The organism is Janthinobacterium goodfellowi, assembly GCF_051380695.1.
Lineage (GTDB): Bacteria > Pseudomonadota > Gammaproteobacteria > Burkholderiales > Burkholderiaceae_D > Janthinobacterium.
Genome location: NZ_JBNYXN010000005.1, coordinates 294,584 through 309,156 on the forward strand (window position 1 = coordinate 294,584; position 14,573 = coordinate 309,156).

At 63.8% G+C, this 14,573-nt stretch carries 10 protein-coding genes; 4 read left to right on the forward strand and 6 right to left on the reverse strand.

What is annotated here, in order from left to right:
* Positions 1-36 precede the first annotated feature (36 nt).
* The 5 genes from ACQ4WQ_RS20235 to ACQ4WQ_RS20255 all read right to left on the reverse strand — a co-directional run bounded on the left by ACQ4WQ_RS20235 (position 37) and on the right by ACQ4WQ_RS20255 (position 7,467).
* Positions 37-1,122, reverse strand: a complete 1,086-nt coding sequence (locus ACQ4WQ_RS20235; RefSeq protein WP_436499501.1) for an ABC transporter ATP-binding protein — start codon at positions 1,120-1,122, stop codon at positions 37-39.
* 84 nt (positions 1,123-1,206) lie between these two features.
* Complete coding sequence (locus ACQ4WQ_RS20240; RefSeq protein WP_436499503.1) at positions 1,207-2,844, reverse strand: alpha-amylase family glycosyl hydrolase; 1,638 nt, start codon at positions 2,842-2,844, stop codon at positions 1,207-1,209.
* Positions 2,845-3,130: 286 nt separating this feature from the next.
* Entirely contained in the window at positions 3,131-4,144 is a 1,014-nt protein-coding gene (locus ACQ4WQ_RS20245; protein WP_326456894.1) for a substrate-binding domain-containing protein, read from the reverse strand.
* 322 nt (positions 4,145-4,466) lie between these two features.
* Positions 4,467-5,687 (reverse strand): maltoporin, encoded by a 1,221-nt coding sequence (locus ACQ4WQ_RS20250; protein ID WP_326456893.1) that lies wholly within the window; start codon positions 5,685-5,687, stop codon positions 4,467-4,469.
* A 220-nt stretch (positions 5,688-5,907) separates the two neighbouring features.
* Entirely contained in the window at positions 5,908-7,467 is a 1,560-nt protein-coding gene (locus ACQ4WQ_RS20255; RefSeq protein WP_436499506.1) for an MFS transporter, read from the reverse strand.
* A gap of 107 nt (positions 7,468-7,574) precedes the next feature.
* On the opposite strand from ACQ4WQ_RS20255, the gene ACQ4WQ_RS20260 reads away from it, so the two are divergent.
* From ACQ4WQ_RS20260 to ACQ4WQ_RS20270, 3 genes are all read left to right on the forward strand, one after another.
* Entirely contained in the window at positions 7,575-8,501 is a 927-nt protein-coding gene (locus ACQ4WQ_RS20260; protein WP_326456891.1) for a LysR family transcriptional regulator, read from the forward strand.
* Between the two features lie 313 nt (positions 8,502-8,814).
* Positions 8,815-9,936: a patatin-like phospholipase family protein gene (locus ACQ4WQ_RS20265; protein WP_436499508.1), complete on the forward strand. Its 1,122-nt coding sequence runs from the start codon at positions 8,815-8,817 to the stop codon at positions 9,934-9,936.
* Between the two features lie 56 nt (positions 9,937-9,992).
* Positions 9,993-11,639, forward strand: a complete 1,647-nt coding sequence (locus tag ACQ4WQ_RS20270) for a methyl-accepting chemotaxis protein (RefSeq protein ID WP_326456889.1) — start codon at positions 9,993-9,995, stop codon at positions 11,637-11,639.
* 236 nt (positions 11,640-11,875) lie between these two features.
* Here ACQ4WQ_RS20270 and ACQ4WQ_RS20275 read toward each other — a convergent pair whose 3' ends face one another.
* A complete protein-coding gene (locus ACQ4WQ_RS20275) occupies positions 11,876-13,096 on the reverse strand; it encodes an FAD-dependent monooxygenase (protein WP_436499510.1) in 1,221 nt (406 codons plus the stop codon).
* Positions 13,097-13,233: 137 nt separating this feature from the next.
* Here ACQ4WQ_RS20275 and ACQ4WQ_RS20280 point away from each other — a divergent pair, with 137 nt between their 5' ends.
* On the forward strand, positions 13,234-14,151 hold the full coding sequence (locus tag ACQ4WQ_RS20280; protein ID WP_436499512.1) for a LysR family transcriptional regulator: 918 nt from the start codon (positions 13,234-13,236) through the stop codon (positions 14,149-14,151).
* Positions 14,152-14,573: the final 422 nt, after the last annotated feature.

The window sequence follows — 14,573 nt, forward strand, 5'->3', positions numbered from 1 at the left end:
CGGCGCCTGTAGCGCCTGGCCCCTAAAGCGGATAGATCAGGTGCGGGTCTGGCCGTGCTCGTCGAACACGTGGACGCGGGCGGGCGCCACCTGCAGCGCCACGGACTGGCCAATCGCCCAGTCCGTATCGGCATCGGCGCGCACCACCAGCGGCTCGTCGCCGCCCGGCACCTGCACGTACAGATAGCTGATATCGCCCAGCTTTTCCACCGCCTGCACGGTGGCCGTGATGGCGGCAGTGGCGCCGGGCGCGCACGCCTGCACATGCTCGGGGCGCGCGCCGACGGTGACGGGGGTGCCGCTGGCCAGCGGCTGCGTCAACGCCGCCTGCAGCATGCCGCCCGCATTCGTGGCGATGGTGGCCACGCCGTCGACGACACTGTGGATCTTGCCTTTGAGGAGGTTCATGCGGGGCGAACCGAGGAAGCCGGCCACGAACAGGTTGGCGGGGTGGTGGTACAGGGCCAAAGGCGCGCCCACTTGTTCGATGCGGCCCGCGTTGAGCACGACGATGCGGTCGGCCAGGGTCATCGCTTCGACCTGGTCATGCGTGACATAGATCATGGTCGAGCGCAATTCGCGGTGCAGATTCGCCAGTTCGATGCGCATCTGCACGCGCAGCGAGGCGTCCAGGTTCGACAGCGGTTCGTCGAACAGGAAGACGTCGGGCTTGCGCACGATGGCGCGGCCGATGGCCACGCGCTGACGCTGGCCGCCCGACAAGTCTTTCGGTTTGCGTTCGAGCAAAGGTTCGATGCGCAGGATTTGCGCGGCGCGCTGCACGGCGTCGGCGATCTGTACCTTGCTCATGCCGGCCAGTTTCAGGCCGAAGGCCATGTTCTGTGCCACGCTCATGTGCGGGTACAGGGCGTAGCTCTGGAATACCATGGCGATGCCGCGCTTGGCGGGCGGCACGTCGTTCATGCGCGTCTTGCCGATGAATAAGTCGCCGCCGCTGATTTCTTCCAGGCCGCAGATGCTGCGCAGCAAGGTGGATTTGCCGCAACCCGACGGGCCCACGAAGACCATGAATTCGCCATCGGCGATCTCCAGGTCGATGCCGTGCAGGGTTTGCACGTCGCCATATGCCTTCTTCAGGCCTGTTAACTTCAGTCCAGCCATGTCGTCCTCGTTCTCTCAATTTGGCCCCGCTGATGCGCGGGGCTCGTTATTGTAATTGGCGGCATGGCCGCCAAAGGGTACTGTTTAAGCGTGCGTGCCGAACCAGCCGCCATGCGGGGGCAGGCTGATCTGTTGGCCATCTTTGCTGCCTGGCAAGCCGTGACCGGCCAGGTCGGCTGCTGGCGCCGCATCGGGCCAGGCGAAGGTGACCGCTTGCGTACCCAGGTTGAAGGCGGCCAGCACGGACGGCTGTCCCGGCAAGTCGCGGCGCAAGGCCAGCACGGGTTCCGGCGCATCGAAGAAGACGATATCGCCGCGCAACAATTGCGGCAAGGTGCGGCGCCAGGCGAGGATATTTTGCGCAAACTGCAATGGTGAAGCAGAATCGTTTTGTTCGACATCCACCGCGCGCGCCAGGTGTTCCGGCGGCACGGGCAGCCAAGGTTTGGCATTACTGAAGCCGCCATGCGGCGCATCGGCCACCCATGGCATCGGCGTGCGGCAGCCGTCGCGGCCCTTGAACTGGGGCCAGAACGGGATGCCGTACGGGTCTTGCAGCGCCTCGAAAGGAATGTCCGCCTCCGTCAGGGCCAGTTCATCGCCCTGGTACAGGCACGGCGTGCCTTTCAAGGCCGCCTGCACGGCCAGCACCACCTTGGCCAGCGACGGCGACGGGTTCTGGCCACCCCAGCGCGTCATCACGCGCACGCTGTCGTGGTTGCCCACGGACCAGGATGCCCAGCCGTCGGCCACTTGCGCCTCGAATTCTTCCACCTGCTTGCGGATGTGCGCGGCGGAAAACTCGGCCGTCAGCAAGTTGAAACTGTAAGCCATGTTCAGCTTGTCGGCACCCGTGTAGGCCGCCATCGTGGCCAGCGCATTGTCGTCGCCCACTTCGCCGATGGAAATGGCCTGGTATTCATCAAGGATGGCGCGCACGCGCTGCAGGTAGGCGATGTTTTCCGGCTGCGTCTTGTCGTACATGTGCGCCTGCATGCCGTACGGGTTGATGGCCGACACGCTGCTCGCATCGCGCTGCGCGGCGGGCGGATTGTCGCGCAGCAACTGGTCGTGGTAGGGGAAGTTGCAGGAATCGAAGCGGAAACCGTCGACGCCGCGCTCGAGCCAGAAACGCAGGTTGTCCAGCTGCGCCTGCTGTACGGCCGGGTTGTGGAAGTTCAGGTCGGGCTGGCTGACGAGAAAATCGTGCAGGTAGTACTGGCCGCGGCGCGGCTCCCATTGCCAGGCGGAACCGCCGAACACGGACAGCCAGTTGTTCGGCGGCGTGCCGTCCGGTTTCTGGTCGGCCCACACATACCAGTCGGCCTTGGGATTGTCGCGGCTGGAGCGGCTTTCCACGAACCATGGATGGACATCGGACGAGTGCGACAGCACCTGGTCGATCATCACTTTCAAGCCCAGTTCATGGGCGCGCGCCACCAGGCGGTCGAAATCGGCCAGGGTGCCGAACATGGGATCGACGTCGCAGAAATCGGCCACGTCGTAGCCGAAGTCTTTCATCGGCGACGTGAAGAAGGGCGAGATCCACACGATGTCGGCGCCCAGGGCGGCGATGTAATCGAGCTTGGAGGTAATGCCGGGCAAGTCGCCGATGCCGTCGCCATTGCTGTCGAGGAAGCTGCGTGGATAGACCTGGTAGATGACGGCGCTGCGCCACCAGTCGGCGGGCAGGTGGGCGAGATTGTTCTGAATGGTCGGCATGAATGATTTCTTAAAAGTGCCTGTAGCCTTGGCTATCAGGGTGGCGCTGCTGGTTGGTAGGCGAACGTCTTATTTTAAAATTCAAAGCGCTTTGGGTATGAAATGAGTATAGTCCAAAGCGCTTTGAAAAGTAAAGCGATACACGCGCCAGACATACGATTTTTTTATGAGGGTGATTCAGGACAACAAGACGGGAGAGCCGGGGTCAGACCCGCCGGGCGAATGCGTCCCGGTGGGACGCATTCCAATGCAGTGACCGACCCCTGTAGTTTGCTCTAGGGGTAAATCAGGCGTGTATGACGGGCCCGGCCGACTCGCCCGGCAACAGTTCGCACGGCCACAGTTCCTGCAGGTCGGTGACGGGCGTGCCGTCCATCAGGGCCAGCAGCATGTGGATCATCTTCGCGCCGGCGCCGCGCGGGTCGGGCTGGACGACGGTGGTGACGTTGTGGCCGGCCAGGGAATCTTCCATCACGCCCCAGACGATCAGTGACATTTCGCGGCCGATGGCGATGCCCGCGTCGAGCAGGGCGCGCACGGCGCCCACGCCCGACATGTGGTTGTCGACGATGACGGCGGTGGGGCGGGGCGAGCGGGCCAGCAGGCGCTGCATGGCCTGGTAGCCGGCGCGGCGGTCGTGCGCATTGTCGACCAGGTTGTCGGGATCGACGGCCAGGCCGCCCGCCTGCATGGCGTGCTGGAAACTCTCGACGCGCTGGCGCACGAAGTTCAGGTCCGGCGTGGCGCTGATCAGGCCGATGCGCTGGTGGCCCAACTGCGCCAGGCGCTCGACGGCCAGGCGCATGCCCGCTTCGTTGTCGTAGTCGAACCACGCGTGCGGCTGGTTCAGCTGCGTGCGGCCATGCGCGACGAAGGGCATGCCCTGCTGCGCCAGGTAGGCGATGCGCTCGTCGAACGGTTTCGTGCGCCCGACGATCAGGCCATCGATGCGGCGGCCCTTGACCATGCGTTCATAGGTATGGAATTCGTTGGTGGCCGAGGCGGGCGCGATCATCATGTCCATCTGCTGCGCTTCCAGCGCTTCGGACATGCCGCCCACGATGTCGATGAACATGGGGTCGGCCAGGTCGTTCGGCATCAGCGGGTAGATGATGCCGACGATGTTCGTGCGCCCGACGGCCAGGCTGCGCGCCATGGGATTGGGACGGTAGCCGGCCGCCTGCGCGGCGGCCAGCACCCGCTCGCGCGTGCGTTCGCTCACTTCCGGATAGCCATTCAAGGCGCGGCTGACGGTGGTTTCGGATATTCCTAGCGTTTTGGCGAGATTTTTGAGGTTCATGGATGCTGCAGTTGGGGTCTATCCAGGGTGGGTCGGGAGCGATGCGGTGCGATGACGGGTAGTTTATCTGATAAATGCCGGATTGATCAGGGTAGTGACCGGGGGCATGACAAGCGGCGGCAACGCCAAAAAAAATACGCGGGCAAACCCAGGGGCGCCCGCGCTAAAAGAGGATACTGCTGAATCACTACATTGAAGCTGCCGGCCATTGCGTGCAGCGGCGAAATGGTGGGTCCGGGTACTGCCTGCCCCGAAATGCGGGCGGTGTTGCTGCCAGTGGCAAGTGTCCATGGACGCTTGCCAATGTTCTAGCGGCCTGCGATTACCACCATGACTCGACCTGGAAACCCATCGAGCTGCCGTTGGTCTTGCCACCGAACACGCCCGTCGACGACAGTGCCGATTCGGCAGCGGCGGCCGACTGGGCTGCCTTGTTCCATTTGGCGTAGGTGTAGAAGGCGCGCAGCACGGGGCGTGACCAGAAGCTGTTGCCGGCCGACAGTTGCGGCGCGAAGGTCAGCTTGGTCAGGTTGCGGCTTTCGCCGCCTTCCGGCTTGACGATGTCGTGACCCAGTTCCACGGCCAGGCTGTAGTTGTCCGTGAAGTGGTAGACGGGACGCGCGCCGATCGACGTCCACTTGCTGCTCACGCCTGCCGTTTCCTTGTCTTCGTAGACGAAGGTGCCCATGCCGGACCAGGAACCCTTGGGCTGGATCATGATTTGTTCCGTCAGGCGCGTGACCTTGTCATCCTTGCTGGCGCCCAGGCTGAAGCCGCCCGTGTTGGCGGCGCTGCCCTTGCCGAACTGCAAGGCCACCTTGTTGAAGCCGCCCAGCAGATTGCCTTGCGTATGCATGATGGTCAGCAAGTGGCCGCTGGCGACGGGCGCCGCGCCTTGCGCGTTGCGTTTCTGGTTGAATTGCAGGCCCAGGGTCAGTTCGCCGTCCGGGTTGACCTTGATGCCGGAGAAACGCAGGTCGTGGGACAGGCCCATGCGCTTGCTGTCGCCGTCATCGGCCGTGCGCACGATGGCGTAGGCCAGCTTGGCGGCGCCCAGGTCGATGTTTTCCAGGCCGGCGCCCGGGCCGCTGTTATTCCAGAAGTAGTAATCGGTGATGTGCACGTCCTGGCGGTCGTAATAGCGTTTGCCGACCCAGGCGCGCGCTTCGGCGAAGGCGCCCGAACCGATCTTGTCGGCCACGACGTTCATTTCGCGCCACGACGGGTCCGATTGCTCCCAGTCCTGGTTCTGGTTGACGGAAAACGCCACCAGGGTATTGATGCGGAAGGTGGTGCCGTTGGCGGCCTTGAAGGCTTCGCCGCCGAATTTCAGCTCGCCGTAGGTTTCGCACTCATTGCCCAGGCGATACTTGGACGAGGCGCCGGCCAGGCCGAAGCAGGCTTCCTTGCCGCCTTCGCTGCTGGTGCCGAAGCCCGAGCGGATGTAGCCGCCGAAATCGATCGGCAGGGCAGCCTGGGCGGCCGAAGCACTCAAGGCCAACGCCACGGCGGCAGGCAAAGTTTTCAGGAAATGTTGGTTCATTGCGTCTCCAGTGTTTTTATAGGTGTGGGATCGGCGTGCGTCAATTCGCACAACCAAAGCGCTTTAACTATGTTTCAAAGCGCTTTGAGTATAGTTCAAAGCGCTTTGATAAGTAAACTCGTTTTGTCTTTGCAATCCGTCGGAAACTTTTGAGGTGTTGCGGAGAAACATCAACGGCGGGCGGCAGCGCGTGGGCGCCGCTGTGTATGGCAAGAGGAAATCAGGAGGGCGTGTCGCAGGCGGGGAATGGGGCCGAGTCCGTTGCGGCAACGGCCGGATGGCGCAAGAAGACCAGGATCAGCAGGGCCGAGGCGGTGGTGATGCTGGCCAGCACATACAGCAAGTGGCGGAAGGCCGTGCCGTACGCTTGCGCCAGTTCGGCGGCGCCTGCCTGGGGCAGCAGGCTCGCCGCATGGCGCAGCTCGCCCAGCGCCAGGAAAGGGCCCGCGTGCGCCGCCTGTTCCGCGCCGATGCCGGCAAGGTCGGCGTGGCCCAGCGCCGCGACAGTAAACGTGCCCAGCAGCGCGCTGACGATGGCCAGCGCCAGCCCTTCGCCCGCCACCCTCGTCGTATTGAAAATGCCGGCCGCCATGCCGGCCCGCTCGACGGGCACGACGCTGATGGCCAGGCCATCCATCAAGCCCCAGGGCAGGCTGATGCCGCAGCCGATCAGCAGCAGCGGCCCGATCAAGGTAGCGGGAGCCTGGCCCGGCGCGCATGTGGAGAGCCACAGCAAGCCGCCCGCCGCCAGCAGCAGGCCGCTGGCGCAGATGTGCGCGGCGGCAAGGCGTTGCGCCGCCATGCCGGCCAGGACCGGCAGCACCAGCATGGGCGCCGACAGGGCGATCATCATGCGTCCCGCCTCCAGCGCGCTGTAGCCTTCGATGCCGATGAGGCGGGCCGGCAGCAGCACCAGCAGCACGACGAAGGAAAACGCGGGCGCGGCCGCCAGTAGTTGTACCCCGGCAAAGGCGGGCAGGCGGAACAGGGTCAAGTCCAGCATGGGCCGCGCCGCGCGCCGCTCCACGCGGATAAACGCGGCCAGCAGCAAGGCCGCGCCACCGAACAGTCCCAGGCTGGCGGCGCTGCCCCAGCCTTTGTGCGGCGCCTGCAGCAAGCCATAGGTAAACAGCGATAGCGCGCCCGTAAACGTCCCGGCGCCGGGCCAATCGACGCCTTGCGCCTGCGGGTCGCGCGTTTCGTGCATGGCGCGCGCGGCGGCCAGCAAAGCGGCCAGGCCGGCCACGGCCGTGGAAACAAAAATGGCGCGCCAGCCCGTGCGGGTAATCAAGGTGCCGGCCAGGAAGGGACCGAAGGCCAGTCCCACGCCGAAGGCCGTGCCGATCAGGCTGAAGGCGCGCGCGCGGGCCGGGCCGTCGAATTCCTGCGCCAGGGCCGCCAATCCGCTCGACAGGGCCATGGCGCAGCCCAAGCCCTGGACGGCGCGCAGCACGTCGAGCCACAGGATGCCGGGCGCGGCCGCCAGCGCCAGCGCGGCGGCGGAAAACACGCCCATGCCCAGCAAGAATACGCGCTTGCGGCCATAGCGGTCGGCCAGCGCGCCGGCCACCATCAGGCAGCCGCCAAAGCTGAGCATGAAGGCATTCGTGATCCAGGCCAGCGCCAGCGGCGTGCCGTGCAGATCGGCGGCGATGGCGGGAATGGCGATGGCCGGCCCCGTAAAACTGAGCGGCATGCACAAGGCGGCGAGGCAAACGGCGGCCAGCACGAAGGCGCGCCGCGACGCGGAGGCAGGCTGCATGCGGTGATTCGTATCCATGGGAATGATTCCAGAAAGAGGGAATCTGATGATAATATGGACGCAATCGATGAAAAAGTGGCTGAAAATCCTTTCTTAACGGACAAATATTCTCTAATCGTGAGCATATGGATAATCTGAATGGCATTGCCGCCTTCGTGCGCGCGGCGGAAACTTCCAGTTACGTGGCGGCCGGGCGGCTGCTCGGCGTGTCGGCCTCCGCCGTAGGCAAGAGCGTGGCGCGGCTGGAAGAAAAGCTGGGCGTGCGCCTGCTCAACCGCAGCACGCGGCGTATCAGTTTGAGCAACGAGGGCGCGCTGTTTTACGAGCGCTGCCAGCGCATCCTGGCCGACCTGGGCGATGCCGAAGCAGAACTGTCGCACCTGGCCGAGGCGCCGCGCGGCAAGCTGCGCGTCAGCTTGCCCGTAATCGGCTACCGCATCATCCTGCCCCTGCTGGCGGACTTTACGCGCCAGTACCCGGAGATCGAGCTCGACCTCGATTTCAACGACCGCCTGGTCGACGTGGTGGCCGAAGGCGTCGACGTGGCCGTGCGCAGCGGAACGCTCACGGATTCGCGGCTGATGGCGCGCGAACTGGGGCCGTTTGCCTTTGCCATCGTGGGTTCTCCCGCGTATTTCGCCCGCCACGGCGTGCCGGCCACGCCGCGTGCGCTGGAAGGGCATGCCTGCGTGCGCTACAAGTTTCCCACCACGGGCAAGTTGCAGGAATGGGCGCTGCAGCGCGCCGAGGGCGACAGCGGCGGCGAGCTGCGCTTGCCGACCGCCTTGACCTGCAACAATATCGAAGCCTTGATCGGTGCTGCCACGCAGGGCGTGGGCCTCGCCTATTTACCCGACTTTATCGTGCGCGACGCCATCGCGCGCGGCGAACTGCAAGCCGTGCTGGCCGACTGCTTGCTGTACTCGAGCAAGTTCTGGGTACTGTGGCCGTCCAGCCGCCACCTGTCGCCCAAAATTCGCGTCTTTGTTGACCATCTGTGTACCCACCTGCATTTTTCCTCGCCCCCTCCCGACCCTGCATCCTTCCCTTGATACCCCTGGCCGCCGCGCTGGCGGCTGGTTGGGGAATATTCCTACCCAAAAGAGATTAATCCTAACGCCGTTGGATTTATATTTGCTGCACTGCATCAGTCTATGCCGCACGGCATCAGCTTATACCCTTCCTGAATACCGGTTATTCGTTATGGAAATTGCCATAAGGAATTTATTTATGTTAATTTCATATCTGTTTCTGCAACATTGCATCGCTTCGGCGGTTACAGGGACATGTGCAGGATTAGGCGCCATAAGCGTGTAGTAACCAACAATTAAGGGATGGTAACCCCGTTCCGTTCAGGGAGTGTGCATGAAGACAGTGATAACGACGCCGCCGAATCCGGCGCCAGCCGCGACCGCGAAACCGGCACGCAAAACGGGTTTGCTGCTGGGTGGCGGCGCACCAAATTCCACCCTGATCGCCGGCGCGCTGGCCGCTTTCCTCGATGAGGGCATCGAGTTCGACGTCATTTCCGCCTCGGGCGCCGGTGTGCTGATGGGCTTGCTTTACACGACGCCGCACGAGGCCACGCCGCGCCAGGCCTTGCAAAGCTGGGCCGACACGGGCGTGGCCGACAGCATCTACAAGATGATTCCGATCAACTACAAGGTGTTCCAGAAGCCGGGCATGCACGCGAGCACCTTCCGCGACGCTTTCCAGCCGCCGGCCAACAATCCTTTTTTTCAGGCCTTCCAGCAAACGTTTGCGGGCATTCCCTCGGCCTGGTCGGACTGGGGCAAGCTGATGGTGTCATCGCTGTCGCCGACGGACCTGTCGGCGAAAAGCCTGGGCCTGTGCGCGCACTTGCCCTTCCTGGAAAAAGCCGTCGATTTCTCGGGCGTGGCGCGCATGCGCCCCGATTTCTACATCAATGCCTACAACCTCAGCGAGCACCGCATGCAAATCTGGGGCAAGCACGAGATCGAACCCATCCATGTGCGCGCCGCGCTGTCGTTTCCTTTCCTGTATGCGCCGACGACCATCGCCGGCGATGACTATATCGAGGGCGCGGCGCTCGACACGCTCAATTTCGACCCCTTTATCGAAGGCAAGGGCGAGCACCATGACGCCGATACCCTGGTCATCCTCGACATCCTCGGCGACGAGCGCCTGTTGCGCAAGCCGCGCAACCTGTACGACGCCTGGGTACGCTCCATCATCACGCCGCTGGTGAAAATTTCCAAGAGCGAACTGCGCCTGTTCGAGCTCGAGCACAACACGGACGCGCGCACGGGCCAGCCCAAGCGGCGTCTGTTGAAACTCGACTTGATGGGCGGCATTCCGGAGCAGCATTGGCCCGACACCCTGGACTGGTCCAGCTCGAACATGCAGTTGCTGTTCGACGTGGGCCACAAGGCGGGCCTGGCGTTTTGTCGCCAGCATGGCGACTTGCTGCGCCGCACGCCTGACGCCTCTCCGCTGGCGGCCTAAGGCAGCTACTCATTCCGCCTGGCCTTGCCAGGCCACCCTTTTTACTGTGAAACACCATGAATATCACCAAGCAATTAATCCTGACCCTCACCATCGCCTTGCTGGCCCTGCTATTGCTGGGCGCCGGCGGCGCCATCCAGCTGCAGCGCGCCCAGGAACGTTTTGACACCGTGCAAAACCGCATCATTCCCAGTATCCAGGGCTTGAATGCGGCCAAGGGTTTCCTGGCTGACTCGCGTCTGGCCGGCTACCGCCTGTCCGTGTTCTCGAACCTGGCCGACAAGACGGCGCTGGACAAGGCCGTGGCCGACGCCAACACGAATTTCGACAAGGTCATCGCCACCTACCGCGCCGAGCGCCTGTACGACGCGACGGACAGCAAGATGCTCGACGCCGACCAGGCCGCCATGGAAGCCTACCGTCGCGCGCTCGTGCCATTCTTTGCCGCCGCCTATGCGGGCGACATGGATGGCGTGCGCGCCACCTTGCTGGCCGGTACGCCGCTGGCCATCACGGCCGCCGCCGCGAAAAAGAGCATGGATGACCATATTGCCTACAACAACAAGCTGGTCGACGACGTGAAGGCCGAAAGCCTGGCCGCCTACGACACGGCATTCAACACCATGCTGGCCGTGCTGGGCGTGGCCGTGCTGCTGACGGGCGCGCTGGCCTGGCATATCTACCGCACCATCAGCGGCGGCCTGGGCAATATTGAACACACGCTGGAAAGGGTCAGCGCCTCGCTGGACCTGTCGGCCGCCATGCCCGTCGAGCGCATGGATGAAGTGGGCCGCACGGCCACCGCCTTCAACAAGTTCCTCGAGCGCATCGTCGGCGTGATCGCCACCGTGCGCGCCTCGGCCGATACGGTCAGCGTGGCAGCCGCGCAGATTTCCGCCGGCAACGCGGACTTGTCCGTGCGCACGGAGCAGCAGGCGTCTTCCCTGGAGGAAACGGCCTCCAGCCTGGAAGAGCTGACTTCGGCCGTGCGCCAGAATACGGACAATGCGCGCCAGGCGAACTCGCTGGCCGTGTCCGCCTCGGACGTGGCCCGCAAGGGCGGCGCCGTGGTGGCGCAAGTGGTGGGCACGATGGGCTCGATCAATGAGTCGGCGAAGAAGATCGCCGACATTATCGGCGTGATCGACGGCATTGCCTTCCAAACCAATATTTTGGCGCTGAATGCGGCCGTCGAGGCTGCCCGCGCGGGCGAGCAGGGCCGCGGCTTCGCCGTGGTGGCAACGGAAGTGCGCAACCTGGCGCAGCGCTCGGCGGCGGCCGCCAAGGAAATCAAGGGCTTGATCGAGGATTCCGTGGATAAAGTCAACACGGGCAGCGCGCTGGTCGACCAGGCGGGCGCGACGATGGAAGAAATCGTTGCCAGCATCCGCCGCGTGACGGACATCATGGGCGACATCGCCAACGCCAGCCACGAGCAAAGCGCCGGCATCGAGCAAGTGAACCAGGCCATTTCGCAAATGGACCAGGTGACCCAGCAGAACGCGGCCCTGGTGGAAGAAGCGGCCGCGGCGGCATCTTCGCTGCAAGACCGCGCCGTGGAACTGGTCGACGTGGTGGCCGTGTTCCGCCTGCGTGGCGATGCCCAAGGGAAAGCGTTGAAAGTGGCGGGCGGCTTGCCGGCCCCGGCTTCAGGTGCCGCCAGCCGGCGCCTGGCACTGCCCGGCCGCAGCGCCCGCGCTTGATCGTTGTAACCGCCCCGGTACGCCGGGGTTTTTCTTTGGTGATGTCACTGTCCCATGCGGGAGCGTGGATGTTCCGAGTCTCCCCATTGCAGGCATACGAACGGGTGACAGAAGCCTTGACTTCACTCCCTTTCACAAGCTTATCAAATGAAAGTGTCCGAAAATGCCAGGCTCGCTCAATAGTGAGGCGTCTCGCGGCCGGAGACGCCATGCGGTGGCTAAATTGGCACAGTCTTTCAGAGGCGGTACAGACTGCCGGAGCCAGCGCTGTCCACCGGCGTGCCGTCCGTGCAGCCGGCCATCGGCAAACCCTGCGCCCATCCTGCTGCCAAGGCATGCACGTCACGCAAGGGATCGGACGCCTTGGCGCGCTCGTTGCGAATGCGGCAGGTTTCAGGATCAGTGGCAAACAGGCCGCGCGCGAAAACGCGGCCCTGCTCGGCCAGCTTCGCGGTCTTCGGCCCGCGGATCTGCGCGAAGCGCAGCAAGGCTTCATCGAGGCAGCCGTCCGTCCCAGCCAGACACCGCGCCAGATGCCAGGCGTCTTCCAGCGCCTGACAGGCGCCCTGGCCAGATGTCGGCAACGGCGCGTGCGCCGCATCCCCGACGAGCAGCACATTCGCCCGGCTCCACGTGTGCAGCGGCTCCAGGTCGTGCACGGCGATCAGTCGGATGGCATGCGCCGGTGTCGCCTGGATGATGCGGGTGACAGGCTCCGGCCATCCCGCGAACAGATCCTCAATCTCCTTACGCATATCCGCTGCGGGCGCCGCCGGTAATGGCCGTGCCTGCGCAGCCGCCCAGTAGACCAGATCCGGCCGGACCGCCACGCAACCGAAGCGATCACCGGCCCCCCAATAATCCTGAATCGCGATATCGTCCACCAATGCACTCTCTCCCTGCGCCACACCCACCCAGTTCACGAAGCCCTGATAAACTGGGGTGTTGTCCCCCGCGACGAACCGGCGTGCCACCGAGTCCATGCGGCCATCGGCGCCGATCAGCAGATCCGGACGAATGCTTGCCCCGTTTTCGAACCGCGCCACGGCTTTGCCGCCAGCATCGAGGTCGATCGCCACTGCCCGATGTCCGAATGCTACCGGGATCCCGGCCTGTGCCGCATGATCCAGCAGTACCGCTTGCAAGTCCCGGCGCAAAATCGTATGGGTCGGATGTCCCATAATCTGGTCTAGCAGCCCAATGTCGATGCCCCCCAAAGAATTGCCCGCGGAATCCTGACGGTGCATGACCACTGGCCGGCCTCCCACTGCAGCGATGTCTTGCAGCAGCCCTAGTTCCTCTAGCACAAAGCCGGCATTGGGCCAGAGCGTAACGCCAGCCCCCATCGTCGCAGGCTCCGCCCGGCGTTCATATACCCGGGGACTGTACCCCTGCTTGCTCAAGGCAAGCGCCACGCTCAACCCTGCAATACCGCCGCCAAGTATTCCGATTTCCATGCTGAAGCTCTCCTATTCAATTCGTCCCGACGCGCCGCCGACGGCGGTCCATCGGACGAGACGGCATCTTAAATTCCGCCACTGTGGAGTACTAGTATGTGAAAATGGGCAGCTTTCATACCTTAATCGGGATAATCATGCGCAATGCCCTCGATCTGAATACAGTCCGTGTCTACGTGGCGGTCGTCGATGAACAAAGCTTTGCCGGCGCGGCACGCCTGCTGACCCTGCCATCTTCCAACGTCAGCCGCCACGTCGCTTCGCTGGAACGCATGCTGGGCGTGCGCTTGCTGGAACGCAGCACCCGCCACCTGCGCATGACGGAAGCTGGCACGCTGCTCTACGAACGCGCAAAGCCCTTGCTCGACGCCTTGCTCTCCACCGAGGAGGAGCTTGGCGCAGTGCAGGGCGAACTGCGCGGCACCCTAAGGATGTGCATGCCAGGCGAAGCGCCAAGGCTGCTAGCTCCTATCCTGGCCGAATTCTGTAGCCTCCATCCCGGTGTCGAGCTGGAATGCGACACGCGCCTGACCGGTCTGGAAGCTCTCCGGGAAGACATGGACCTGTCCATCGTCTTCCATCGTGGGCGCCAGGATGACAGTACCTTCATCACCCGCGAACTCGCTACGCTGCCCAGCATCGTGGTTGCGGCGCCCGCCCTGCTGGCCAAAACTGGCATACCGCGTCACGTGCGCGAACTTAGGTCATTGCCTTGCATTACCACCTTGAGCGCGTTAAAGGGCCAGCCCTGGCAGTTTCTCGACGCCACAGGCGAAATCGTGAAGGTAGCTGTGCGTAGCCGCTATCGTGTTAACAGCGGAGAACTGGCATTGGCGGGCGCGCGGCAAGGCATCGGCTTCGCGATCGTGGCGGCCTACCCATGCCAGGAAGATCTTGCCGCGGGCCGATTGCGGGAAGTGCCGCTGGACCTGTGCCCTGCGCCGCTGCAATTGCTTGGCGCGTACAGCCATCGGCATTCCGTGACTGCGCGGGTTCGGGCTTTACTGGAATTCATACAGATGCGCTTGGAAGGAGTCGGGAGCGGCTCAAGATGAAAATCGAATTGAGGAACGCGCCCGAATAGCCGAATGTCTGCTCCGGGGCTGCGGTTTCCGTCGTTGGCATGTTCCGCCCCGTTGGGACCTGTGCCGGGCAAAGCAACGAGACTCCCCGCGATGACCAGGCGGGCGAGGCTAGCGCGACAACCGTCTGATAGATAGTTTCCCCTCGTCAATTCCTCGCAAACTGCCGCGTCAAATTAACGTGCCGTTCCCGTCATGATGGAATACAATTCCTGCGTGGCAGCCAGCTTGCCTGGCAAGGCCGGGCACGGCGTCACGTTTTGACCTCGGAAAGATGTTGGCTTATGACTCTGCAGTTCCTCCAGCGAACGGCGCCGTGTGCGCCATCCACGCTTCGTATTTCACGCAAGCCCCTCGTTTCCCTGTTCGTCCTGACGTTGTCGTCTCTGCTGGTC